Below are 23,948 nucleotides of genomic sequence, written 5' to 3'. Positions count from 1 at the left end.
TTTCCAGAAATGACGTCCACGTTTCGCCACGTTGCCTTGATCGGGAAGTACCACGCTCCCAGCGCAAGCGCCCCGTCCGAGAATGCCAGCAACGCGCTTGAGCGCATTGCGGACTTCCTCAGGCGCCAGGGCTGCGAAGTCGTGCTTGATACCCAATCGGCCCTGCACGCAGGGCTCACAGACTACCCCACCCTCGATGTCGATGGCCTGGGCAGGCATTGCGACCTGGGCCTGGTCGTCGGCGGCGACGGCACCATGCTCGGCGTGAGCCGGCACCTGGCGCAATACGGAACGCCCCTGATCGGGGTGAACCAGGGCCGCCTGGGCTTTGTCACCGACATTGCGCTGGAGGACTTCGAGGCCACGCTCACGCCCATGCTGCAGGGCGAATACGAGGAGGACCTGCGCCCCCTGATGTGCGCCCGCGTGATCCGCGACGGCCAGTGCGTGTTCGAGGCCCTGGCCATGAACGACGTGGTGGTCAACCGCGGCGGCACCTCGGGCATGGTGGAGCTGCGCATCGAGGTGGGCGGCCGCTTTGTCTCCAACCAGCGCGCCGACGGCCTGATCGTGGCCACGCCCACGGGCTCCACGGCCTATGCCCTGTCCGCTGGCGGGCCGATGATGCATCCGTCCATACCCGCCTGGGTCATGGCCCCCATTGCGCCGCACAACCTGTCCAACCGCCCCATCGTGCTGTCCGATGCCAACGAGGTCACGATCGAGGTCGTGGCCGGGCGCGATGTCAGCGCCAATTTCGACATGCAGTCCCTGGCCTCGCTGCAGCACGGCGACCGCATCCTCGTGAGCCGCGCCCACCACAGCGTGCGCTTTCTGCATCCCAAGGGCTGGAACTACTTCGCCACGCTGCGCAAGAAACTGGGCTGGAACGAGGGAGGCGCCTGACCATGGCGCTCAAGCGCATCGTTCTGCGCGACTTCGTGATCGTGCAGGCCCTGGATCTGGACTGGCATGCGGGCTTCACCGTGCTGACCGGCGAGACCGGCGCCGGCAAATCCATCCTGATCGACGCATTGCAGCTGGCCCTGGGCGCCCGCGCCGACGCCGACGTGGTGCGCGAAGGCTGCACCCAGGCCGACATCTGCGTGGAGTTCGACGGCTGCGCGCGGCTGCGCCCCTGGCTGGAGGCCGCAGGCCTGGCCTGCGAGGACAGCAGCCTGCTGCTGCGGCGCACGGTGGACACCCAGGGCCGCAGCCGCGCCTGGATCAACGGCACACCAGCCACGGCCACGCAGCTGCGCGCCCTGGGTGAGCAGCTGATCGACATTCACGGCCAGCATGCCTGGCAAAGCCTCACGCGGCCCGACGCAGCACGCGCGCTGCTGGACGCCTATGCGGGCATCGACAGCCGCGAGGTCCAGGGCTGCTGGAGCCGTTGGTCCCAGGCTCGGCAGGCGCTGCAGCATGCGCAATCCGCCCAGGACAGCCTGCAGCGCGAGCGCGAGCGGCTGCAGTGGCAGATCACCGAACTCGACAAGCTGGCCCCGCAGGCCGACGAGTGGGACGAGCTCAATGCCCAGCACACGCGCCTGTCGCATGCCCAGACCCTGATCGACACCGCCCAGACCACGCTGCAGATGCTGGAGGACGACGAGGCCGGCGTGATCACTCCGCTGGGCCGCGCCAGCCACCTGATCCAGAACCAGGAGCACCTGGAGCCCGACTTCCAGAACATTGCCGACGTGCTGGCCTCATGCATGGCCCAGGCGCAGGATGCGCGCCATTCGCTGCAAAGCTATCTGCGCCGCGCCGACCTGGACCCCGAGCGCCTGGCCGAGCTCGATGAGCGCCTGTCGCTGTGGATGCAGCTGGCGCGCCGCTACCGCCGCACGCCCGATGAATTGCCCGCGCTGCTGGCCGGATGGCGCCAGGAGCTGCAGCAGCTGGACGCCGCCGTGGACATCGAGGCCCTGCACGCTGCCGAGCAATCCGCGCAGCAGCATTACCAGGCCAGCGCCCGGGTGCTGTCGCAGCAACGCGCCCTGGCTGCGCCGCGCCTGTCGCGCGCCATCACCCAGGCCATGCAGGGCCTGGGCATGGAAGGCGGCCTGTTCGAGGCCGCCCTGTCCACGGCCGACTCCCCCGGTGCCTTTGGCGTGGACAGCGTGGCCTTTCTGGTTGCCGGCCATCCTGGGGCCAGCCCCAAGCCGATTGCCAAGGTGGCATCGGGCGGCGAGCTGTCGCGCATTTCGCTGGCGATTGCCGTGACCACCAGCGAGCTGGGCGAGGCAGGCACGCTGATCTTCGACGAGGTGGACTCGGGCGTGGGCGGCGCCGTCGCCGAGACCGTAGGCCGCCTCATGCACGCACTGGGCCGATCGCGGCAGGTGCTGTCCGTCACCCATCTGCCGCAGGTTGCCGCCTGCGCCGACCAGCACTACCTGGTGGCCAAGCAGCGCGCCAGGCAAGGCACGCTCAGCACCGTGCAGCCGCTGGACAGCGCCGCACGCGAGGCCGAGCTGGCGCGCATGCTCGGTGGCGAGCGCCAGTCCGAAACCACGATGGCCCATGCCCGCGAGATGCTGGCCATGGCGCGCCAGGCACCTGCACCCCGCCCACCCCCGCGACGGGCCGGCCGGCAGCGGCCACAGACCGATGCCGACCGCACACGGTCCAAGCCGGGACGCGCGGCCAACGGCGCGCGCAACACCAATGGAGGCTGATGCCATGTCGCTTGAGATCGTGCTGATCACCGGGATGTCCGGATCGGGCAAATCCGTCGCCCTGCATGCGCTGGAGGATGCCGGCTACTACTGCGTGGACAACCTGCCCCCCGAGCTGCTGTCCGCCTTCGTCGAACTGGAGCATGGCCGCCACAGCAACAAGGTGGCCATTGCCATGGATGCGCGCAGCGCCGGCGGACTGCCCCACCTGCCCGGCCAGCTGGAACGACTGCAGCGCCAGGGCGTCGTGCCCCATCTGGTCTTTCTGGACGCCACCACCGGCACCCTGGTGCGGCGCTTCTCCGAAACCCGGCGCCGCCATCCGCTGTCGCAGGGGCCGGTCGCCGAAGGCCGCCGCGCCCTGGTGCAGGACATAGAAACCGAGCGCGAACTGCTGGGCGACCTGCGCGAGAAGTCGCATGTCATCGACACCAGCCACCTGCGCTCGTCCCAGCTGCAAAGCTATATCAAGGAGCTGATTGCGGCCCCGGTGGGCCAGATGACCCTGGTCTTCCAGTCCTTCGGCTTCAAGCACGGCCTGCCCTCGGATTCCGACTATGTGTTCGATGTGCGCATGCTGCCCAACCCGCACTACGAACCCCAGCTGCGCCCGCTGACCGGCATGGACGCGCCCGTGGCCGAGTTCCTGCGCCAGCAGCCCGGCGTGGACCAGATGCGCCGCGACATCCAGCAGTTCCTGGAATCCTGGCTGGACATGATGGCCAGCAACCACCGCAGCTATGTCACCGTGGCCATCGGCTGCACGGGGGGCCAGCACCGCTCGGTCTTCCTGGTCGAGGAACTGGCGCGGCACTTTGCCCCGCGCTGGCCCACGCTGTGCCGGCACCGCTCGCTGGACAGCCGGCCCACGCTCAAGCCTGCCGACTTGCTTGCGCACGACGTCTGAGCGCCAGGCCCCGCCTCCGGAACACTGCGATGCAAGGTTTGCCGATGACGAACGCTCCGCGTGTGTTGCTGGTGGAGGACGACCCCGCCATCGCGCGCACCGTCTGCTATGCGCTGGAGCGTGACGGCATCGCCGTGCGCCACTGCCTGCAGTTGGCCGATGCACGCGCGCAATGGCAGGCACAGCCGCCCGATGCCCTGCTGCTGGACGTGGGCCTGCCCGATGGCAACGGCCTGGACTGGTGCCGCGAGCTGCGCCAGGCCGGCGCCGCCGTGCCGCTGCTGGTGCTCAGCGCACGCGGCGAGGAAATGGACCGCGTGCTGGGCCTGGAGCTGGGCGCCGACGACTACCTGACCAAACCCTTCAGCCCGCGCGAGCTGGTGGCCCGCACCCGCGCGCTGCTGCGCCGTGCGCAGCGCCTGCAGCCCGCGCCTACGGCCAGCGCAGCGCCGGCCGATGCCCTGTTCAGCATCGATACGCAAGGCCAACGCGTGCGCATGCAGGGTGTGCCCCTGGAGCTGACGCGGCGCGAGTACCAGTTGCTGCGCTGCCTGCTGGAGCGCCCCGGGCGCATCCTCAGCCGCGAGTTCCTCCTCGACAGCATCTGGGGCCAGGACAGCGACAGCACGGACCGCACCGTGGATACGCACGTCAAGACCCTGCGCGCCAAGCTGCGCGCCCAGGCGCCGCAGCAGGACTTCATCACCACCCACCGCGGCATGGGCTACAGCCTGACGCTGCCGGGCTGAGCCACCGCAGCACGCCATGCGCCTCGGACTGCGGCTGTTCTTCGCCTTTTTCGTCATCAACGGCCTGGCCGCATTCTTCGTGCTGCGCGTCTTCATGGTCGAGGTCAAGCCCAGCGTGCGCAAGGTGACCGAGGACACGCTGGTCGAGACCGCCTACGCACTGGCCGCGCTGGCCAGCGACGACATGGCCAGCGGCGTGCTGCAGCAAAGCCCCGCCGACAGCCGCTTCGCGCACCACATGCAGGCCTATGCCAACCAGACCGTCAAGGTCTGGATCTGGGACACGCGCAAGACCAGCCTGGATATGCGGGTCACCGTCACGGACCAGAAGGGCCTGGTGCTGTTCGACTCCGCCGGCCTGGACCAGGGCGCCGACTACTCGCGCTGGCGCGACGTGTACCGCACGCTGCGCGGCGAATACGGCGCACGCACCACGCGCGAGGTGCAGAACGACGAGGCCAGCAGCGTCATGTATGTCTCGGCACCCATCATGGTCGATGGCCGCGTGGCGGGCGTGCTCACCGCCTCCAAGCCCGCCCACTCGGTGCAGAAGATCGTGGACAGCGCGGAAAGCAAGATGCTGCGCGGCGGCCTGCTGTTCCTGCTGCTGTCGGCCGGCGTGGGCTTTGCCGTCACCTGGTGGCTGGTCATCCATGTGCGGCGCCTGCGCAGCTATGCCCAGCAGGTACAGGCGCCCACGCTCAACGAGGCCGCCTCCCCCACCACCGCCCCCCCCATGCCCGAAGCCCCGCGCATGCCTGGCGAGCTGGGCGAACTGGCCCGCGCCATGGAGAACATGCGCAGCCGCCTGGAAGGGCGCGACTACATCGAAGGCTATGTGCGCGCCCTCACGCACGAACTCAAGAGCCCCGTGGCTGCCATCCGTGGCGCAGGCGAGCTGCTGCAGGAAGACCTGCCCCCGGCCGACCGCGAACTGTTCGCGCGCCAGGTGGTGGACCAGTGCCAGCGCCTGCAAAACCTCGTGGACCAGTTGCTGCGCTTGAGCCAGCTGGAGCAGCGCCGCGCCCTGCACCCGCACACGGCCTGCAGCCTGCAGGCCTGTGCCGAACAGGCCATGGCGCAAGTCCACAGCGCAGCGCACCAGCGCCGCATCCAGCTGGTTCTGCACGGCCAGGACAGCAGCGGCCCCTGGGAGCAGGACCTGGTGGTGCTGGCCCTGAGCAACCTGCTGAGCAACGCCATCGACTTCGCCCCCGAGGGCAGCAGCATCCACGTGGACCTGGAGCCCGGCCGCGTCAGCGTGCGCGACCACGGCCCCGGTGTACCCGAGGCCCTGCTGGGCCGGCTGGGCGAGCGCTTTTTCACCACCCCCCGCCCCAACGGGGAGCGCAGCGGCACGGGCCTGGGCCTGTCCATCGTGCTGCGCATCATGCTGCTGCACGGCGGCAGCATGCAGGCCACCAACGCCCAGCCCGGGCTGCGTGTCACGCTGAACTGGCCACAGCGGGCACACTGACGCCCACCCCCTATCGGCCCTGCGAATCCGACTTCACACCCGCTTCACACACTTCATTCCGGCCACACAGCCCCCGCCCAGACTGCGTCCACGATCAACGAACGGGATGTGGAATGAAGAACCGACTGCTTGCCAAAGGCGTGGCCCTGCTGGTCATGCTGGGCCTTTTGATGCTGGGCCTGGGCCTGATACACGACGTGGTGCGGGACCGCATACGCAACCGCGACAACGCCGTGCAGGGCGTGGTCGCCAGCCTGGCTGGCCGCCAGACGCTGATGGGCCCGGTGCTGGTGCAAAACTGCACCGAGACCACGGGCTTGGAAAAAGGCAGCAAGACCGAATGGACCACGCGCCAGTTCCAGCGCATGCTGCTGCCCGACCAACTGCGCCACCAGGCCACCGCGCGCATGGAGGAGCGCTCGCGCGGCCTGCACCAGGTCAGCACCTATGCCATGCAGGACAGCATCAGCGCCAGCTTCACGAACGCCGCCCAGTACCTGGAAAAGCCCTCCATCGACACGGCGGCCAACCAGACCGTGCGCTGCGGCGCACTGCGGGTGGCGCTGTCGCTCACCGATCCGCGCGGCATACGCTCGGCCACCATCGAAGCCGATGGCAAGAGCCTGGACGTGGGCCCCGGCACATCACTGGAGCGCTACTCGCAGGGCCTGCAGGCGGAACTGGCGCCGGCCCTGCTCAAGAAGGACGGGCCCCTTGAACTGAAGATTGCCCTGGAACTGGTGGGCACCGAAAAGCTGGCCTTCGTGCCGCTGGGAAGCCACAGCCAGGTCCAGTTGTCGGCCGACTGGCCCCATCCCTCGTTCGGTGGAAGCTTTCTGCCCAACCGGCGGGAGATCAGCGACAAGGGCTTCGAAGCCAGCTGGAACCTCTCGGCCCTGGCCTCGTCCGCACGCCAGTCCTTCACTGACCAGCAGCCGCTGTGCCAGCCTGGCCGCCGCGACATGGAGGAATACGCGGCCACCGCCCATGCCCCCAACAGCGGCCCTTGCCTGGAATCGCTGGATACGGACTTCGTGGACCCCATCAACGCCTACTCGTTGAGCGACCGCGCCACCAAGTACGGCCTGCTCTTCGTGGTGCTGACCTTCGTGGCCGTCGGCCTGTTCGAGGTGCTCAAGCAGCTGCGCGTGCATCCCATCCAGTACCTGCTGGTGGGATCGGCGCTGTGCAGCTTCTTTCTGCTGCTGATCAGCCTGTCGGAGCACATGGGATTTGCCAGCGCCTACGGCATTGCCGCCTCGGCCTGCGTGCTGCTGCTGGCCTACTACGCCAGCCACATCCTGGGCAGCCTGCGCCGCGGCCTGCCGTTTGCGGCGGGCATCGCCGCCCTCTACGGCCTGCTGTACGTGCTGCTGCAACTGGAGCAAAGCGCGCTCATCGTGGGATCGATCGCGCTGTTCGCGGTGCTGGCCCTGATCATGGTCTGCACGCGGCATGTGGACTGGTATGCCTTCGGCCGGCAGGATGGCGACCGCGGCGGTGAAGACGCGGGCACCCCACCCACCGTGGGAGCGCTGCAGCCATGAGCACCATCACCGCCATCAGCGATATCCGCAGCCCGGACAATCAGGCGCTGGAGCGCCAGCGCTGCGAGCAGGCCTGGCAACAGGCCGTGCAAAGCGGGGACCGCCATGCCCTTGGCTCACTGCGCCTGCACATTGCCGACGCCACCGCACGCGCCAGGCGCACGCCCGGCGCGCGGGAACAGTGGCTGGCCTGGATGCTGCTGCGCTGCGCCCTGCTGCTGCCGCGCCGCAGGTTCTAGCCAGCCGGGCCGGCCGTGGCCTCAGCCCGCAAATTGCGCATCCAGCAGCTTGCGCACGGGGGCTGGCAGGCCCATGTCGGCCCAGGCCCCGGCATCGGCCCAGCAGCCCTGGCCGTCCGGCGTGGCGGCATCGATGCCGCCGCCCTGCACGCGCACGCGCACCGGATGCAGGTGCAGATCGCGGTGGGTGAGCACATGCAGAAAGGCGGGCAGATCGGTCCAGTCCAGGGCCGCCGTTCCCGGCCAATGCTGTGCCACCGCCTGCTCCAGCGCCTCGCGCCCGTTGCACACGGGCGGCGCATAAAGCCCCGCCCAGATGCCCTGCTGCGGACGGCGCTCCAGCCAGACGCGGCCTTGCCCGTCCACGGCGATCAGCAGCCACCAGGCCTCGGAACTGCGCTTGAGCTTGCGCGTTCGCACGGGATAGTTTTCGGGATTGCCAAAGCGCGCCGCGCGGCACTGCGGCTGCAGCGGACAGACCAGGCAGCTGGGCTTGCGCGGCGTGCAGATGGTGGCACCCAGGTCCATCAGGCCCTGGGTATAGCGGGGCATGGCCTGCTGCAGGTCCTCGGTGGGGCATAGCTGCTGGGCCAGGTCCCACAGTTCGCGCTCATTCCTGGCAACGGCCAGATCCGCATCGAAAGCCAGCACGCGCGTGAGCACGCGCCGCACGTTGGCATCGAGGATGGGCACACGCTCGGAAAAGCAAAAGGAGGCGATGGCGCCCGCCGTGGACCGGCCTATGCCGGGCAGCGTGGCCAGATCCTCGGCCCTGCGTGGAAAGGCACCACCCCAGTCCTGAACCACGGCCTGGGCACAGCGGTGCAGGTTGCGCGCGCGGCTGTAGTAGCCCAGGCCACTCCACAGCGCCAGCACCGCGTCCTGCGGTGCGGCCGCCAGGCTGGCGACATCGGGGAAGGCATCGAGAAAGCGCTGGTAGTAGCCCAGCACGGTACTCACCTGGGTCTGCTGCAGCATGATTTCGGAGAGCCAGACGCGGTAGGGATCGCGCGTCTGCTGCCAGGGCAGGTGATTGCGTCCATGCGACGCCTGCCACTGCACGACGGGCGTGGCAATCGAGGGAAAGGTCAAGATATCAAGCAGTCAGTGAGGTTTCCTGTGCAGCCTTTGCCAGGCCGGGGAAGGCGGGCGTGGGCGACAGGGGTTGCAGCAGTTCCATGGTGGCCTGTCCCAGCTGCAGCTGCAAGGCCGTGAGCTGTTCGTCAGCGGTCTCGATCTCGGCAATGCGTTCCACCAGGCCCGAGGCCGCATTCTGGATGCGGTCCACCGCTTCGATGCGGCGGGCAAAGCTGCGCTTGCGCTCCTTCAATTGGGCATCCAGCTGGGCCGTGGCGGATTTGCTCCACATGTCCACGTCGTTGGCCGCAGACTCGAACACCGTGCGCAACCGCATCGCCAGCGCCTTGATCAGGCGCTGCGCAAACGCAGGATTGCTGCGCCTGAGCGCGTGGCCCAGGCCCAGGTACTGGGTATAGCTGGCCTCGATGCGCTGCAGGTCGCCGCCGAACTCGGCCAGTTCCAGCTGGGCCGGAGCCTGCAGCGAGAAGCCGAACTCGGCATTGAGTTCCTTGAAGGTCGCGCCCAGCATGGACTGGATCTCTCCGGCCTGCGCCTGGGCGCGGGTCGCCACGGTGCGCAGGCGCTCGAAGGTTTCGGCATAGACCTTGCGGGCGCCCAGCTTCAGGCCGCGCTGCTCCAGCGCATCCTTGAGATCGACCAGCTCCTGCTTGAGCGCGCTGGAGCCCAACTGGCGGAAGATGTCGCGCAGCATGCGCATGTGCACCAGCCGCACAGCCTGGATCCTGGCGGCGCTGGCATCGAAATCCTGCTGCTCGCTCTCGATGCGGTGGCGCATGGAGGCGATGACGCTGGCATTCTTGCCGCGCAGGCTGCGCAGCTCGGCCATCTGGTCGTCCAGGTCGCGGCGGCGGATGTTGAGCACGCGCTCCACCTCGACCTGCAACTGCTGCACATTGGCCCTGACGGCCGTCTGCAGCACCTTCTGGCGCTGGCCCATGATGCCCTCGGCCAGCATGTTCTCGAAAACGGGCAGTCCGCTGGCCTGCAGCAGCGCATCGTTGCTGGAGACCTTGGCCACCAGGCCCTTTTGCGCCGACACGGGCAGCACCCGCTCCATGGGCAGGCCCAGCATCTGTGCCGACTCCTGGCGCTGGCGCTGCAGTTGGGCCTGCACCTGCGACGCGGAACTCAGGCTGTCCCAGAGCGTGTCTATCTTGTTGAGCACCACGAGGCGGGAGTCGGCCAGCGCATGCTGGCCCGAAGCCACATCGGGCGGCAGCACATGGTCGCGCCAGATGGCCAGATCGGACTTGGTCACGCCGGTATCGGCCGCCAGCACGAAGACCACGGCATGGGCCTGGGGGATCAGGTTGACGGTCAGCTCGGGCTCGGCGCCCACGGCATTCAGGCCGGGCGTGTCCAGAATGACCAGACCCTGCTTGAGCAGGGGATGGGGCATGTTGATCAGCGCATGGCGCCACATGGGCACCTCCACCAGGCCCTGCTCATCCACGAAGGGATTGCCGCCCTGGTCCTCGTCATGCCAGAAGCCCCAGGTCCGCGCCAGTTCCACGGAAACCTTGCGCACTTCGGCCACCTTGGCCAGCGTGTCGGCGATCTGCTGGGCATTGTTCACGTCGAGCGGCAGTTGCAGCCAGGCCTCGGGACGGGCGCGCCACTGGCCCAGGCTTTCCAGCGATTCGCGCGTATCGATGGGCAGCAGGCGCAGGCTGGGCTGCAGCTCGGCTTCCCAGCCCAGCTCGGCGGGGCACATGGTCGTGCGCCCTGCGCTGGCCGGCATGAGGCGGCGGCCATAGTGGGCGAAGAAGACCGCATTGATCAGCTCGGACTTGCCGCGCGAGAACTCGGCCACGAAGGCCACCATGACCTTGTCGCCACGCACCTGGGCTTCCAGCCGCTGCAGCCGCTCCTGCACCGCGACATCCAGCAGCTCCTGGGACTGCAGCCATTCGCGCAGCGCATGCAATTGCTGCGCAAAGCCGCGGCGCCATGCGCCGTGCTGGTCGAATTGCTCGTTGAATGATGGTCCCACGTGTTTCCCCCGCCATTGCATCGCCAATGTCTGCCGATGCCTAGTGATCGCCTCGACATTGCGCCGCAAGCGTGATGCCTGTTCTCTTCAAAATATAGCACCGTCGCCCCGTTTTGCCTGCTGCGGCGCCCCAAGGCCGGCCCCTGGAGCGGGGGGATTAAGGACAAAATATCGTTTATTTACAAATGAAACAATATTTCACCATCAATCTGCGGCGGTTGGTGCCTGAAATTTACAGAAACAGGCGTTTTCTGCAAGTGCTTCGCGGGACCTGCCGCAATGCAGCCGCAACAGGCGTTACGAGACGTTGAGAATTCGCTCCGTTTTTTGAAGCGATCATCCCGCCTTCTGGCACCGCGCGCAGAAGTAGGTGCTGCGCTGCCCCTGGCGCAGCATTTGCACGGGCGAGCCGCAGTGCGTGCAGGGCAGGCCTTCGCGGCCATAGACCTTGGCCTGCAACTGGAAGTGGCCGGCCATGCCGTCGGGCGCGGAGAAATCGCGCAGCGTCGTGCCGCCCTGCTCCACCGCCAGGGCCAGCACGCGGCGGATCTCCTCGAACAACCGGCGCACCTTGCGCGGCCCGACCTCGCAGGCCGGCTGCGTGGGCGCGATGCGCGCCATGAACAGCACCTCGGACGCATAGATATTGCCCACGCCCACGACCACGCTGCCGTTCAGCAGCAATTGCTTGATGGGCGTGCGGCTGGCCTTCAGGCCGGCCCGGAAGGTTTCGAACGAGAAACTGTCATCCAGCGGCTCCATCCCCAGATGGTCCAGCAGCCTGCGCGCCCAGGGATCGCTCTCGGCCGCCACATACATCACCGCGCCAAAGCGCCGCGGATCGTGCAGCCGCAGCAGGCCCTTGCTGGTCTGCAGGTCGAAATGGTCATGCGTCCCTGCAGGCCCCAGCGGTGCTTCATGGGGGGCCACGAAACGCAGGCTGCCCGACATGCCCAGGTGCAGCATCAGCAGGCCCTCGCTCAGCTCCATCAGCAGATACTTGCCGCGTCGGCGCACGCCGTGCACATCGCGCCCGGCCAGCTGCTCGGGGGCAATGCCCAACGGCCAGCGCAAGGGCTTGCCCAAGGCCACGGATTCAATGCGCGCTCCGGCGATCTGCGCGGCAAAAGCGCGCCGCGTGACTTCTACTTCTGGCAATTCAGGCATGCGATCCGGGTTGTGCTGTAGTTGTGCGAAATGTGGTCTGGGCTTCGATTATTATGGTTCGATGGATCATCGCCTTCGCCTTCAGGGACTTGCCGTGGCAGCAGCCCTGGCCATGGGTTCCGCCACTGCCTGGGCACTCCCGGGCAAGACCGCAGCCACCATCGAGACGGAATCCCCCGAACCTCCCTCGTCCGCCGCCGCCTCTGCGGAGGACGATCGCGCCGCCCTCAACGCCGAGCTGTTCTACGAGATCCTGGTCGGCGAGATCGCCGCCAGCGAAGGTGCGCTGGGCGACGCCCAGGCCATGATGATGGAAGCCGCTCGCACCAGCGGCAGCGAGCAGCTGTACCGGCGTGGCACCGAGCTGGCGCTGCAGTCGCGCTCCGGCGAGCGCGCACTGGCCAATGCCCGCGCCTGGCTGGACGCCTTTCCCCAGTCCCGCGACGCCAACCGCTTCGTGCTCCAGATCCTGGTGGCACTGAACCGCATCGCCGATACCGGCACCTATCTCAAGCGGGAGATCGAGGCCACGCCTGCGCCCTCCAAGCCCGCCACCTACCTGGGCATCACCCAGCTCTACAACAACGCCAGCGACAAGGCCCTGGCGGCCGATGTGGTCGAGCAGGCCATGGCGGGCGAGACCGACAACCCCGCCAGCGGCCCCCTTGCCTGGGCCACCATCGGCCACATGCGCCTGGGCGCCGGGCAGAAGGCTGCCGCCATGCAGGCCGTGCAAAAGGCACAGGCGCTGACACCCGATACCGGCCCCGTGGCCCTGCTGTCCATGGAGCTGCTGGAAGCCGGCATGCCCGAGGCGGAGCCCATCGTCAAACGCTACCTGGCCAAGAACCCTTCAGCCCAGATGCGCATGGCCTATGCCCGCGTGCTGCTGGGCCAGCAGCGCCTGGACGAGACCCGCCAGCAACTGGTCTCCATCACCGTGGATTCCCCCGACTACGCCGAAGCCTGGGCCACCCTGGCCGCGCTGCAGCTGCAGTCCAACGACGTGGATGCAGCCCAGGCGTCCACCGAGCGCTTTGGCAAGCTCGTGCCGCAGATTCCCGCCGGTGTGGCGCGCAGTGCAGCCCAGTCCCAGTACTACCTGCTGCAGTCCCAGATTGCAGAAAAGCAAGGCAAGTTCGCCGAGGCCGACGCCCTGCTGCGCCGTATCGACGACGCGCCTAACCTGCTGAGCGTGCAGGCGCGCCGTGCCGCCCTGCTCGCGCGCCAGGGCAAGCTCAAGGAAGCCCGCGCCCTCATCGAGGCCGTGCCCGCCAGCGGCCCCAGCCAGCAGCGGCTCAAGCGCCTGGCCGAAGTGCAGCTGCTGCGCGATGCCAATCAGAATGCCCAGGCCTACGCGCTGCAGGCCGAGTTGCAAAAGCAGGACCCTGAAGACGCCGAGCTCGCCTATGACACCGCCCTGCTGGCGGAGCGCATTGGCAAGCATGACGAAATGGAGCGGTTGCTGCGCGGCATCATCGCGCGCCAGCCTGATTTCCAGCACGCCTACAACGCGCTGGGCTACTCCTTCGCCGAACGCGGCATCCATCTGGATGAAGCCGAAAAGCTCGTCGGCAAGGCGCTGGAAATGTCGCCCGGCGACCCCTTCATCACCGACAGCCTTGCCTGGGTGAAATTCCGCCGGGGCGACCTGGACGAAGCCCTCAGGCTGCTCGAAAGCGCCTACGCATCACGCCCCGACGTGGAGATCGCCGCACACCTGGGCGAAGTGCTCTGGGCCAAGGGCGATCGCGAACGCGCGCAGAAGATCTGGCGCCAGGGCCTGGCCACCAGTCCCGACAACACGACCCTGCGCGAAACCCTGCGCCGCCTGGGCGTCTCGCTTTGAGCTACCGCGCCGTGCTCGGGTTGCCGCATCCCGCCCTTGCACGCCGGCAGCTGTGCGCCACGGCGGCCGCCGCCGCACTGCTGGCCCTGGCCGGCTGCGCCCTGCCACCCCGCCAGCTGCAGGCCGATGCAACTGCACCCGCCGCTGCAGGCCACTGGGCGGGCCGGCTGGCCCTGCAGGTGGAAGATGCGCAAAACCAATCCTTCAGCGCAGGCTTCGAGCTGCTGGGCACCCCCCAGCGCGGCGAGCTGCTGCTGTTCACGCCCCTGGGCTCGACACTGGCGCGCCTGCTCTGGGAACCGGGACAGGCAAGCTTGCAACAAGGCGAGGAGCGCAAGACCTCGGACTCGCTGCCGGCACTGGTGCAGGAGCTGACGGGCAGCGATCTGCCCATTGCCGCCCTGTTCGACTGGCTGCAGGGCCGGGCCACCGCAGCCGCAGGCTGGCAGGTCGACCTCTCCCGCATGGAGCAGGGCCGCCTGTCCGCCCGGCGCAATGACCCACAGCCGCCGGCCGTGCTGCGCATCGTGCTCGACACGCCCTGATTTCCGCCGGGCGCGCCTGCTCCATCCCCACCTGCCGCCCCTGCCTCTTTTTCCTCATCCTCTCCAGCCCATGCGCTCGCTCCACGACGTGCCGGCTCCGGCCAAGCTCAACCTGTTCCTCCACATCACCGGCCGCCGCGCCGATGGCTATCACCTGCTGCAATCGGTCTTCATGCTGTTGGACTGGCATGACACGCTGCATTTCGACAGGCGTGGCGACGGCCAGATCAGCCGCGAGGACCTGTCGGGCATGGCACTTCCTGCCGACGATCTCATCGTGCGGGCCGCACGGGCCCTGCAGCAGGCCACCGGCTGCAGCGCGGGCGTGCACATCGGCGTGGAAAAGCGCCTGCCGGCGCAGGCCGGAATGGGCGGGGGCTCGTCGGATGCGGCATCGACCCTGATCGCACTGAACCGCCTGTGGCAGTTGAACCTGACGCGGCGCGAGCTGCAGCGCATTGCACTGGACCTGGGCGCCGATGTGCCCTTCTTTCTGTGCGGCAACTCCGCCTGGGTGGAAGGCATAGGCGAGCACATCACGCCACTGGAACAGGCCCACGCCCTGCCGTCCCAGCGGTTCGTGGTGATCAAGCCCGAGGCGGGGCTGGAGACCCTGTCCATCTTCCGCGACGCAACCCTCAAGCGCGATCATGCCCATGCTACAATCGAAGACTTTGCTGCAGATCACTATGGCTTTGGCCAAAACGACTTGCAGCCTGTCGCCGAAAGGCTGCAGCCTGAAGTGAAAAAAGCCATCGATTGGCTAAACTCACTAAAACTGCATGCTAAAATGACGGGCTCAGGAAGTGCAGTATTTGCACCACTGACGCAAACGATTGACTTAAAGGATGCCCCTGGCGCCTGGAATGTCAGAGTTTGCAGCAATCTGCAGGCCCATCCTCTCAAGGATTGGCTGAAAGATGAAAGTTTATAGGCTGTCTGCCTGCGGCAGAAGGCCTGTGTAGGGGAGTCGCCAAGTTGGTAAAGGCACCGGATTTTGATTCCGGCATGCGAGGGTTCGAGTCCTTCCTCCCCTGCCAAACGTCTTTCGCGTCAAGGCAAACCCATCGTACTGGGGCGCTCAATGCATTCACATCATCCTGACATCATGGTCTTCACCGGCAATGCCAATCCTGGCATGGCCACTGAAATCGTTCAGCACCTCGGCACCACGCTGGGCGCAGCCGACGTGGGTCGTTTCTCCGATGGAGAAGTCGCCGTCGAGATCAAGCAGAACGTGCGTACGCGCGACGTCTTCGTCGTGCAATCCACCTGCGCACCGACCAACGACAACCTGATGGAACTGCTGGTCATGGTGGACGCGCTCAAGCGTGCATCGGCCGAGCGCATCTGCGCGGTGATTCCCTACTTCGGCTACGCCCGCCAGGACCGCCGCCCGCGCTCCACCCGCGTGCCGATCACGGCCAAGGTCGTGGCCAACATGCTGCAGGCCGTGGGCGTCGAGCGCGTCCTGACCATGGACCTGCACGCAGACCAGATCCAGGGCTTCTTCGACATCCCCGTGGACAACATCTATGCCACGCCGGTGCTGCTGGGCGATCTGCGCCAGAAGAACTACGAAGACCTGATCGTCGTCTCCCCTGACGTCGGCGGCGTGGTCCGCGCACGTGCGCTGGCCAAGCAGCTCGGTTGCGACCTGGCCATCATCGACAAGCGCCGCCCCAAGGCGAATGTCTCCGAAGTCATGCATGTCATCGGCGACATCGACGGCCGCAACTGCGTGATCATGGATGACATGATCGACACCGCCGGCACGCTGGTGAAGGCGGCCGAAGTGCTCAAGCAGCGCGGCGCCAAGAGTGTCTATGCCTACTGCACGCACCCGATCTTCTCGGGTCCGGCCATCGAGCGCATCGGCAACGGCAACGCCCTGGACGAGGTCGTGGTGACCAACACCATCCCCCTGAGCGCCGAGGCACAGGCCTGCGGCAAGATCCGCCAACTGTCCGTGGCCCCCCTGATTGCCCAGACGATCCAGCGGATTTCCACCGGTGATTCGGTGCTGAGCCTGTTCTCTGAATAAAATATCGGCCCCTGTGGTCGGAACCCAGCAAACCTCCTTCGGGAGGTTTGCGCGTTCCGGAGTGGTTTCAGGACCACCCCGGGACACCGCAAGAGCAGCCTGGTCCGCATCGGACAGGCGTTCTTTTATCAACGGATGAGGCTGGTCGCGGTCCATCCATCTAGGAGTTAGTTATGCAATTCGTCGCTTTTGAGCGCGCCAAGCAAGGTACGGGTGCGAGCCGCCGTCTGCGCAATTCGGGCAAGGCCCCTGGCATCGTCTACGGCGGTGCTGCCGAAGCCCAACTGATCGAAATCGATCACAACGCCCTGTGGCACGCCCTGAAGAAGGAAGTGTTCCACTCCAGCATCCTGGACATGGAAGTCAACGGCCAGACCTCCAAGGTCGTGCTGCGCGACGTGCAATTCCACCCCTACAAGCAGCTCATCCTGCACGTGGACTTCCAGCGCGTTGACGACAAGACCAAGGTTCACCTGAAGGTGCCGCTGCACTTCGAAGGCATGGAACAGTCCCAGGCCGTCAAGGTCGAGAACTGCACGATCACTCCCCTGGTCCATGAACTGGACGTGGTGTGCATGCCCGCCCAACTGCCCGAGTTCATCACCGTGGACCTGAGCGGCCTGACTTCCAAGTCCACCCTGGGCCTGCAAGGCGTCAAGCTGCCCAACGGCGTGAAGGCCGTGGTGCGCGGTTCCAACAAGAACCCCGCCCTGATCTCCATCAAGCTGCCCGAAGTGGCTCCTGATGCATCGGCAGCTCCCGTGGCAGCCCCGGCCGCTCCGGCCAAGAAGGGCAAGAAGTAATTCTTGGCTTTCCCTTGCGGTGGCCCCGGCTGCCGCAAACCTGCAAAAGGCCCACCTCGCGTGGGCCTTTTGCATGGGGAAGCACCCTCGCCCGCCTGCTGCGGCCGCCATGGAGATAATCGCCCGATGATCAAATTGTTTGTCGGCCTGGGCAACCCCGGGCCGGAGTATGAGGACACCCGCCACAACGCGGGCTTTTGGTGGATTGATGCGCTGGCGCGCGAGCTCAAGGTCCATCTGGTGCCCGAGCGCAGCTACTTCGGCCTCATGGCCCGTGCCAGCGTGCGCGGCGAGAACGTCTGGCTGCTGCAGCCGCAGACCTTCATGAACCTGTCGGGCAAGTCGGTGGGCGCGCTGGCGCGCTTCTTCAAGATCCAGCCCGAGGAGGTCCTGGTGGTCCATGACGAACTGGACTTCGAGCCCGGCCAGGTCAAGCTCAAGCGCGGCGGCAGCCACGGTGGCCACAACGGCCTGCGCGATATCCATGCCCAGCTGGGCTCGGCCGACTACTGGCGGCTGCGCATCGGCATAGGCCATCCGGGCCACAAGGCCGAAGTCGCCAACTGGGTGCTCAAGAAGCCCGCACCCGACCAGCGCCAGCTGATCGAGGACAGCATCGCCCACTCCCTCAAGGCCTGGCCCGAACTGCAGGCCGGCAACATGGACAAGGCAACCTTGCTGATCCACACCACCAAGCCGCCGCGCCCCAAGCCTGCACGCCCGGCCACGGCCGAGAGCGACAAGGGCTGAACGTTCAGGAAGAAGCGGGAGCCTGGGACTGCAGACGCAGGTACTTCTGCATCAGCGTCTCGCGGTCTTCCACATGGGCGGGATTCACGGGAATGCAGGCCACCGGGCAGATCTGCACGCACTGGGGCTCATCGAAATGGCCCACGCACTCCGTGCACTTGCTGTGCTCGATCTCGTAGTACTCCTCGCCCATGGAGATCGCATCGTTCGGGCACTCGGGCTCGCAGACATCGCAGTTGATGCATTCGTCGGTGATCATCAAAGCCATGGCAGGTCCCTCGCAAGTGCCAGCCACGCTCCTCCGGGCCGGGCGGGCCCATGCGCCCCGAAGGGGCCTTGCAGCAAGGTGGCATCAGTCATCTCGCCATTATCCTGTCCGCCACATAAGCATGGAGGCTGCACGGGCAAGCCCGGCGCCCTGAAATCGATGGCCGCGTCCCCGTCCATCGGGGCCCTGCCGCTTCAAAGGCCGCTATGCTGCGCGCATGGGCCGTGCGCAGTACCATTCGGGCCCTTCCAAGAACAACCCACCCACTCCGCCGACGTGACCGCCACCCACCCTGCCGAGGCCGATTGCCCATGAGCATCTTTCTGCTCAAGCGCCTGCTGATGCTGGCAGCCACGCTGCTGGGCGCATCGGCCGTGGTTTTCGGCGTGCTGGAAGTGCTGCCCGGCAATGCCGCCCAGACGCTGATGGGCCCCGATGCCGCGCCCGAGGCGGTGCAGGCGCTGGCCGTGCAACTAGGGCTGGACCAGCCGGCCTGGCAGCGCTACCTGCAGTGGCTGCAGGGGCTGCTGCACGGCGACATGGGACTGAGCTACGCCTACAGCACGCCGGTCAGCGAGCTGGTGCTGGAGCGGCTGGCCGTCACCGTGCCGCTGGCCGTGATGGCCATGCTCATCACGACCGTGCTGGCACTGGCCGCCGGCATCTATGCCGCCTCGCGCCACAACCGCTGGGGCGACCTGGGCATCATGGGCCTGGCACAGGTCGGCATCGCCATCCCCAATTTCTGGTTTGCCATCCTGCTGATCCTGGTGTTCTCGGTGAAGCTGCAATGGTTTTCCGCTGGCGGCTTCCCCGGCTGGAGCGAGGCCGACGGCGGCGGCCCGCTGCAGGCACTGCAGGCGCTGCTGCTGCCGGCCATCTCGCTGGCCGTGGTGCAGGCGGCCATCCTGGCGCGCATCACGCGCTCGGCCGTGCTGGAGGTGCTGCGCGAGGACTTCGTGCGCACGGCCCGCGCCAAGGGACTGTCGCGCCGTGCCGTGCTCTGGGACCATGTGCTGCGCAACGCCATGATTCCCGTGCTCACGGTCATGGGCCTGCAGTTCGCCCAGCTGCTGGCCGGCACCATCGTGGTGGAGAACGTGTTCTACCTGCCGGGCCTGGGCCGGCTGATCTTCCAGTCCATCGCCAACCGCGACCTGATCGTGGTGCGCAACTGCGTGCTGCTGCTGGCGGCCATGGTGGTGGTCATCAACTTCATCGTGGACGTGCTGTACGCGGCCATTGATCCGCGCATCGAGGCCAGCGACGTATGAGCCAGCCGCACAGCCCTCCTTCGCCCCCGCCCTCCACCTCGCCAGCGGGCCACCGGCCCACGCGGGCCGTCACCCTGGGCGCGCCCGCCGGAGCGGGCCGGCGCATGCTGGGCCACCGCAGCTTCCTGCTGGGAGCGGTGCTGACCGCGCTGCTGCTGCTCACGGCCCTGCTGTCTTTCTGGTGGACGCCGGGCTCTGCCTACGACATGGACATGGACGCCAAGCTGGCTGCACCGGGCGCCCTGCACTGGCTGGGCACCGACGCCTATGGGCGGGACGTGGCCTCGCTGCTGTTCCTGGGCGCGCGCAGCTCCATCCTGGTCGGCGTGATTGCCGTGGGCATCGGGCTGTCGATGGGCGTGGCGCTGGGCCTGGTCGCGGCAGCCTGCAGGGGCTGGGTGGAAGAGGCCATCATGCGGCTGGCCGATTTCAGCTTTGCCTTTCCCGCGCTGCTGTCGGCCATCATGCTCACGGCCGTGTTCGGCGCGGGCATCGTCAACGCCATCATTGCCATCGGCATCTTCAACATCCCCACCTTCGCGCGCATCACGCGGGCATCGGCCAAGGCCGTGTGGGCACGCGAATACGTGCTGGCCGCACGCGCCTGCGGCCATGGCCGCGCCAGCATCACCTGGCGCCACGTGCTGCCCAACATCCTGCCGGTACTGGTGGTGCAGGCCACCATCCAGTTCGCGCTGGCCATTCTGGCCGAGGCCGCCCTGTCCTATCTGGGCCTGGGCACGCAGCCGCCCCAGGCCTCCTGGGGCCGCATGCTCAGCGAGGCGCAGACCCTCATGTTCCAGGCACCGCTGCTGGCCGTGTGGCCGGGCCTGGCCATTGCGCTGTCGGTGCTCGGGCTCAACCTGCTGGGCGACGGGCTGCGCGATCTGCTCGACCCGCGCCTGTCGCGCCAGCGCTGAGGAAGGCACGCGCCCATGCCCCTGCTCGAAGTCTCCGGCCTCACCATCACCTTGCAGACCCCGCGCGGCCGCGCGCGCGCCGTGCAGAACCTGGAGTTCATCCTGGAGCGCGGCGCCACGCTGGGCCTGATCGGCGAGTCGGGCTGCGGCAAGTCGCTGACCGCCCTGGCGCTGATGGGCCTGCTGCCCGAGCATGCGCAGGTGGACGGCAGCATCCAGCTCAACGGCAAGGAGCTGCTGGACATGGACGAGAACGCGCTGTGCCGCCTGCGCGGCAACCGCATGGCCATGGTGTTCCAGGAGCCGATGACGGCGTTGAACCCCGTGCACGGCATCGGCCGCCAGGTGGCCGAGCCGCTGCGCCATCACCTGCGCCTGGGCCGCCAGGCCGCGCGCGCGCATGCGGTGGCGCTGCTGGAGCGCGTGGGCATTGCCCGTGCGGCCCAGCGCTATGACGACTATCCGCACCAGTTCTCGGGCGGCCAGCGCCAGCGCATCACTATCGCCATGGCCCTGGCCTGCGGGCCCGACCTGCTGATTGCCGACGAACCCACGACGGCGCTGGACGTGACCGTTCAGCAGCAAATCCTGGACCTGCTGCAGGAACTGGTGGCCGAGCATTCCATGGCCCTGCTGCTGATCTCGCACGACCTGGGCGTGATCGCGCAGAACGTGGAGCAGTTGCTGGTCATGTACGGCGGCAGCGTGGTCGAAAGCGGCATGACCGAGGCCATCTTCGCGCGCCGCGCCCATCCCTATACGCGTGGCCTGTTCGCGGCCAGGCCCCAGCTGGACCTGTCCGCCCCAGGCAGCCTGCCGCCTGCACGGCTGCCCACCATTGCCGGCACCGTGCCCGAGCTGGTGGACCTGCCGGCCGGCTGCGCCTTCGCGGGCCGCTGCAGCTTCACCGAGCCGGCCTGCCACAGCGAGCGCCCGCGCCCCGTGGTACTGGAGCGCCCGCAGCGGCCCACGCCCGCATCCCTGCAGGCCTGGGCACAGCCGCATGTGGTGCGCTGCCTGCGCCCCGAGGCCATTGCACAGGGCCTGCCTGCACAGGAATGCGCATGACAGGGCACCCCCTCCAGGCGCCACCGGTCCAGACGCCACCGGCCTCCGATGCACCCCTGCTGCAAGTGACAGGTCTGGCCCGCAGCTACCAGCTGCCGCGCCGGTCGCTGTGGCGCGCGCCGGAGCAGGTGCATGCGCTGCGCGGCGTGGATTTCACGCTGGCGGCGGGGCGCAGCCTGGGCGTGGTGGGCGAGTCGGGTTCGGGCAAGTCCACGCTGGCACGCCTGGTCATGGCGCTGGACACGCCCAGCGCCGGCAGCGTGCGGCTTCTGGGCCAGGATCTGCACAAGTTGGACCGCCAGGCACTGCGGACGGCACGCCGCGACTTCCAGATGGTGTTCCAGGACCCCTACGGCTCGCTGGACCCGCGCATGACGGTGGAGCACATCGTCTGCGAACCCCTGCTCGCCCAGCCTGCGTCGCCCGAACGCAGCGCCCGGCGCGACCTGGCCCGCGCCACGCTGGAACAGGTCGGCCTGCGTGCGCAGGATCTGGACAAGTACCCGCATGAGTTCTCGGGCGGCCAGCGCCAGCGCATCGCCATTGCGCGGGCATTGATCACACGGCCCCGCCTCATCGTGGCCGATGAGCCCGTGAGTGCGCTGGACGTCTCGGTGCAGGCCCAGGTGCTGAACCTGCTGCAGGATCTGCAGCAGCAGCTGGGCCTGTCCTATCTGTTCATCAGCCACGACCTGGCCGTGGTCCAGCACCTGTGCGACGACGCCATCGTGCTGAGCGAGGGCCGCATCGTCGAGCGCGGAGCGCCGCAGCAGCTGTTCCACGCCCCGCAGCACCCGTATACGCAGGCCCTGGTCCGGGCCGTGCCGCGCATCGCCCTGCAGCACCGGGCCTGAAAGCTGACGGCCGCCCGCGCGGACCAGGCCCCCAGGGCCACGCACCCGTGCGCCGTGGTGTAAAAACACTGCTGCAGGCCGCAGACAGCGGCCCGAGAACCATCTGCAAGAATTTCCGGAGACCTGTTCATGTTCAACCGCCGTTCCCTGCTGGCCAGCTCCGCTGCTGCCGGCCTGCCCCTGCTGATGCCCTGGCCTGCGCTGGCCCAGAGCCGCAAGGACAGCATCACGCTGGCGATGACGCTGGAGCCCCCGGGGCTGGACCCCACGGCCGGCGCCGCATCGTCCATCGGCGAGATCGTGCTCTACAACCTGTTCGAGACGCTGACCAAGATCAACCCGGACGGCAGCGTCTCGCCGCTGCTGGCCGAGAGCTGGGAGGTCTCGCCCGACCTCAAGACCTACACCTTCCGCCTGCGCAAGGGCGTGAGTTTTCAGAACGGCGAGCCCTGCAACGCCCACAGCGTGAAGTATTCCTTCGACCGGGCGGGCGACGACAAGAGCACCAACAAGGACAAGCGGACCTTCGCCTCCCTGTCCACGCGCGTGGTGGACGACCACACTGTGGTCGTGATCAACAAGGACATCGATCCCGACTTCCTCTTCGTGCTCGGCCAGGCGACTTCCATCATCGTCGAGCCCAAGAGCGCGGCCACCAACGCCACGCGCCCCGTGGGCACGGGCCCCTACCAGTTGGGCAACTGGAGCAAGGGCGCCTCGGTCACGCTCACGGCCTGGCCGCAGCACCGCATGGCCTCCGGCCTGCGCATTCGCCGCGCCAGCTTTCGCTTCATCTCGGACCCTGCGGCCCAGGTCGCTGCGCTGCTGGCTGGCGATGTCGATGCCTTCCCGCGCGTGACGCCGCGCAGCGTGGCCCAGTTCAAGGCCAACGGGCGCTTCCAGGTCGTGGTCAGCGGCTCGCGCGCCAAGACCATCCTGGCCATGAACAACGCACGCAAGCCCCTGGGCGACGCGCGCGTGCGCCGCGCCATCGCCGCGGCCATCGACCGCAAGGCCGTGATCGACGGCGCGGGCGACGGCTACGGCCTGCCCATCGGCAGCTACTACGTGCCCACGGCCTTTGGCTACGTGGACACCACGGGCATCAACCCCTTCGACGTGGAAAAGGCCAAGGCGCTGCTGGCCGAGGCCGGCGTCAAGACCCCGCTGGAGCTGACCATGACCCTGCCGCCCACGCCCTACGCGCGCCAGGGCGGCGAGGTGATTGCCGCGCAGCTGGCCAAGATCGGCATCCGCGCCAAGCTGCAGAACGTCGAATGGGCGCAGTGGCTGTCGGGCACCTACACCCTCAAGAACTACGACCTGACGCTGATCTCCCATGTCGAGCCCTTCGACCTGGGCAACTTCGCCAAGCCCGATTACTACTGGGGCTACCAGTCGTCCCAGTTCAACGAGCTGTACGACAAGATCAAGAACGCCTCGCGCCCCGCCGACCGCTCGCGCCTGCTGGGCGATGCCCAGCGCCTGCTGGCCCAGGATTGCGTGCACGCCTTCCTCTACACGCCGCAATGGGTCACCGTGGCCAACAAGAACCTGCGCGGACTGTGGAAGGACATGCCCATCTTCGTCAACGATCTCTCGGCACTGTCCTGGGCCACCTGAACCGCGCACCGGCTGAGCCACAGGCGACAGGCGCGCCGGTGGCCCCGGTCCACACTGCGGCAGATCTGCCGCTGAAACCGCCATCC

22 protein-coding genes and 1 tRNA gene are annotated in these 23,948 nt (G+C 67.6%); 19 read left to right on the top strand and 4 right to left on the bottom strand.

Going from position 1 to position 23,948, the window contains the following annotated elements:
• Positions 1–9 precede the first annotated feature (9 nt).
• The 7 genes from KDK82_RS01785 (at position 10) to KDK82_RS01755 (ending at position 7,603) form a co-directional block, all read left to right on the top strand.
• Positions 10–906: an NAD kinase gene (locus KDK82_RS01785; protein WP_012207218.1), complete on the top strand. Its 897-nt coding sequence runs from the start codon at positions 10–12 to the stop codon at positions 904–906.
• A gap of 2 nt (positions 907–908) precedes the next feature.
• Complete coding sequence (gene recN, locus KDK82_RS01780) at positions 909–2,684, top strand: DNA repair protein RecN (protein ID WP_088163891.1); 1,776 nt, start codon at positions 909–911, stop codon at positions 2,682–2,684.
• A 4-nt stretch (positions 2,685–2,688) separates the two neighbouring features.
• On the top strand, positions 2,689–3,591 hold the full coding sequence (gene rapZ, locus KDK82_RS01775; RefSeq protein ID WP_012207220.1) for an RNase adapter RapZ: 903 nt from the start codon (positions 2,689–2,691) through the stop codon (positions 3,589–3,591).
• A 44-nt stretch (positions 3,592–3,635) separates the two neighbouring features.
• Positions 3,636–4,340 (top strand): two-component system response regulator CreB, encoded by a 705-nt coding sequence (gene creB, locus KDK82_RS01770; protein WP_230354958.1) that lies wholly within the window; start codon positions 3,636–3,638, stop codon positions 4,338–4,340.
• Between the two features lie 16 nt (positions 4,341–4,356).
• Positions 4,357–5,817: a two-component system sensor histidine kinase CreC gene (gene creC, locus KDK82_RS01765; RefSeq protein ID WP_088163889.1), complete on the top strand. Its 1,461-nt coding sequence runs from the start codon at positions 4,357–4,359 to the stop codon at positions 5,815–5,817.
• A 113-nt stretch (positions 5,818–5,930) separates the two neighbouring features.
• The gene (creD, locus tag KDK82_RS01760; RefSeq protein ID WP_088163888.1) at positions 5,931–7,364 is read left to right on the top strand and encodes a cell envelope integrity protein CreD; all 1,434 of its coding nucleotides are present in this window, start codon (positions 5,931–5,933) and stop codon (positions 7,362–7,364) included.
• Complete coding sequence (locus tag KDK82_RS01755) at positions 7,361–7,603, top strand: hypothetical protein (protein WP_012207224.1); 243 nt, start codon at positions 7,361–7,363, stop codon at positions 7,601–7,603. The genes creD and KDK82_RS01755 overlap by 4 nt, the downstream gene beginning before the upstream one ends.
• Before the next feature lie 21 nt (positions 7,604–7,624).
• Here the strand turns inward: KDK82_RS01755 and mutY are convergent, their stop codons facing one another.
• The 3 genes from mutY to mutM form a co-directional block, all read right to left on the bottom strand.
• Positions 7,625–8,695 (bottom strand): A/G-specific adenine glycosylase, encoded by a 1,071-nt coding sequence (gene mutY, locus KDK82_RS01750; RefSeq protein ID WP_088163887.1) that lies wholly within the window; start codon positions 8,693–8,695, stop codon positions 7,625–7,627.
• A gap of 4 nt (positions 8,696–8,699) precedes the next feature.
• Positions 8,700–10,697, bottom strand: a complete 1,998-nt coding sequence (locus KDK82_RS01745; protein WP_013800863.1) for a dynamin family protein — start codon at positions 10,695–10,697, stop codon at positions 8,700–8,702.
• 336 nt (positions 10,698–11,033) lie between these two features.
• The gene (gene mutM / locus KDK82_RS01740) at positions 11,034–11,864 is read right to left on the bottom strand and encodes a bifunctional DNA-formamidopyrimidine glycosylase/DNA-(apurinic or apyrimidinic site) lyase (RefSeq protein ID WP_065345770.1); all 831 of its coding nucleotides are present in this window, start codon (positions 11,862–11,864) and stop codon (positions 11,034–11,036) included.
• 61 nt (positions 11,865–11,925) lie between these two features.
• Here mutM and KDK82_RS01735 point away from each other — a divergent pair, with 61 nt between their 5' ends.
• From KDK82_RS01735 to pth, 7 genes are all read left to right on the top strand, one after another.
• The gene (locus tag KDK82_RS01735; RefSeq protein ID WP_179217835.1) at positions 11,926–13,713 is read left to right on the top strand and encodes a tetratricopeptide repeat protein; all 1,788 of its coding nucleotides are present in this window, start codon (positions 11,926–11,928) and stop codon (positions 13,711–13,713) included.
• Positions 13,710–14,258 (top strand): outer membrane lipoprotein LolB, encoded by a 549-nt coding sequence (locus KDK82_RS01730; protein ID WP_256974385.1) that lies wholly within the window; start codon positions 13,710–13,712, stop codon positions 14,256–14,258. The genes KDK82_RS01735 and KDK82_RS01730 overlap by 4 nt, the downstream gene beginning before the upstream one ends.
• A 70-nt stretch (positions 14,259–14,328) precedes the next feature.
• Positions 14,329–15,192 carry a 4-(cytidine 5'-diphospho)-2-C-methyl-D-erythritol kinase gene (ispE, locus tag KDK82_RS01725; protein ID WP_088163884.1) on the top strand — a complete coding sequence of 288 codons (864 nt, stop codon included), beginning with the start codon at positions 14,329–14,331 and terminating at the stop codon, positions 15,190–15,192.
• Between the two features lie 29 nt (positions 15,193–15,221).
• Positions 15,222–15,298: transfer RNA gene (locus KDK82_RS01720), tRNA-Gln, on the top strand.
• A 44-nt stretch (positions 15,299–15,342) separates the two neighbouring features.
• On the top strand, positions 15,343–16,302 hold the full coding sequence (locus KDK82_RS01715; RefSeq protein ID WP_012207231.1) for a ribose-phosphate pyrophosphokinase: 960 nt from the start codon (positions 15,343–15,345) through the stop codon (positions 16,300–16,302).
• Between the two features lie 173 nt (positions 16,303–16,475).
• Positions 16,476–17,105: a 50S ribosomal protein L25/general stress protein Ctc gene (locus KDK82_RS01710; RefSeq protein ID WP_013800859.1), complete on the top strand. Its 630-nt coding sequence runs from the start codon at positions 16,476–16,478 to the stop codon at positions 17,103–17,105.
• Positions 17,106–17,231: 126 nt separating this feature from the next.
• Positions 17,232–17,855, top strand: coding sequence for an aminoacyl-tRNA hydrolase (gene pth, locus KDK82_RS01705; protein WP_013800858.1), 624 nt, complete (start codon positions 17,232–17,234; stop codon positions 17,853–17,855).
• A 4-nt stretch (positions 17,856–17,859) separates the two neighbouring features.
• Here pth and KDK82_RS01700 read toward each other — a convergent pair whose 3' ends face one another.
• Positions 17,860–18,123, bottom strand: a complete 264-nt coding sequence (locus KDK82_RS01700) for a YfhL family 4Fe-4S dicluster ferredoxin (protein ID WP_012207234.1) — start codon at positions 18,121–18,123, stop codon at positions 17,860–17,862.
• A 311-nt stretch (positions 18,124–18,434) separates the two neighbouring features.
• On the opposite strand from KDK82_RS01700, the gene KDK82_RS01695 reads away from it, so the two are divergent.
• The 5 genes from KDK82_RS01695 (at position 18,435) to KDK82_RS01675 (ending at position 23,862) form a co-directional block, all read left to right on the top strand.
• Positions 18,435–19,397 carry an ABC transporter permease gene (locus KDK82_RS01695; RefSeq protein ID WP_088163883.1) on the top strand — a complete coding sequence of 321 codons (963 nt, stop codon included), beginning with the start codon at positions 18,435–18,437 and terminating at the stop codon, positions 19,395–19,397.
• Complete coding sequence (locus KDK82_RS01690) at positions 19,394–20,317, top strand: ABC transporter permease (RefSeq protein WP_012207236.1); 924 nt, start codon at positions 19,394–19,396, stop codon at positions 20,315–20,317. The genes KDK82_RS01695 and KDK82_RS01690 overlap by 4 nt, the downstream gene beginning before the upstream one ends.
• 15 nt (positions 20,318–20,332) lie before the next feature.
• Positions 20,333–21,385 (top strand): ABC transporter ATP-binding protein, encoded by a 1,053-nt coding sequence (locus KDK82_RS01685; RefSeq protein ID WP_063328213.1) that lies wholly within the window; start codon positions 20,333–20,335, stop codon positions 21,383–21,385.
• Positions 21,382–22,239, top strand: a complete 858-nt coding sequence (locus tag KDK82_RS01680) for an ATP-binding cassette domain-containing protein (protein ID WP_088165411.1) — start codon at positions 21,382–21,384, stop codon at positions 22,237–22,239. Before KDK82_RS01685 ends, KDK82_RS01680 begins: the two co-directional genes overlap by 4 nt.
• Before the next feature lie 129 nt (positions 22,240–22,368).
• Positions 22,369–23,862 (top strand): ABC transporter substrate-binding protein, encoded by a 1,494-nt coding sequence (locus tag KDK82_RS01675; protein WP_012207239.1) that lies wholly within the window; start codon positions 22,369–22,371, stop codon positions 23,860–23,862.
• Positions 23,863–23,948: the final 86 nt, after the last annotated feature.

The sequence above is a fragment of the Delftia sp. K82 genome, assembly GCF_002193035.1.
GTDB classification, from domain to species: Bacteria; Pseudomonadota; Gammaproteobacteria; order Burkholderiales; family Burkholderiaceae_C; genus Comamonas; species Comamonas acidovorans.
The sequence above is the reverse complement of the archived record's forward strand: the minus strand, read 5'-3'. Positions and strand labels throughout refer to the sequence as shown.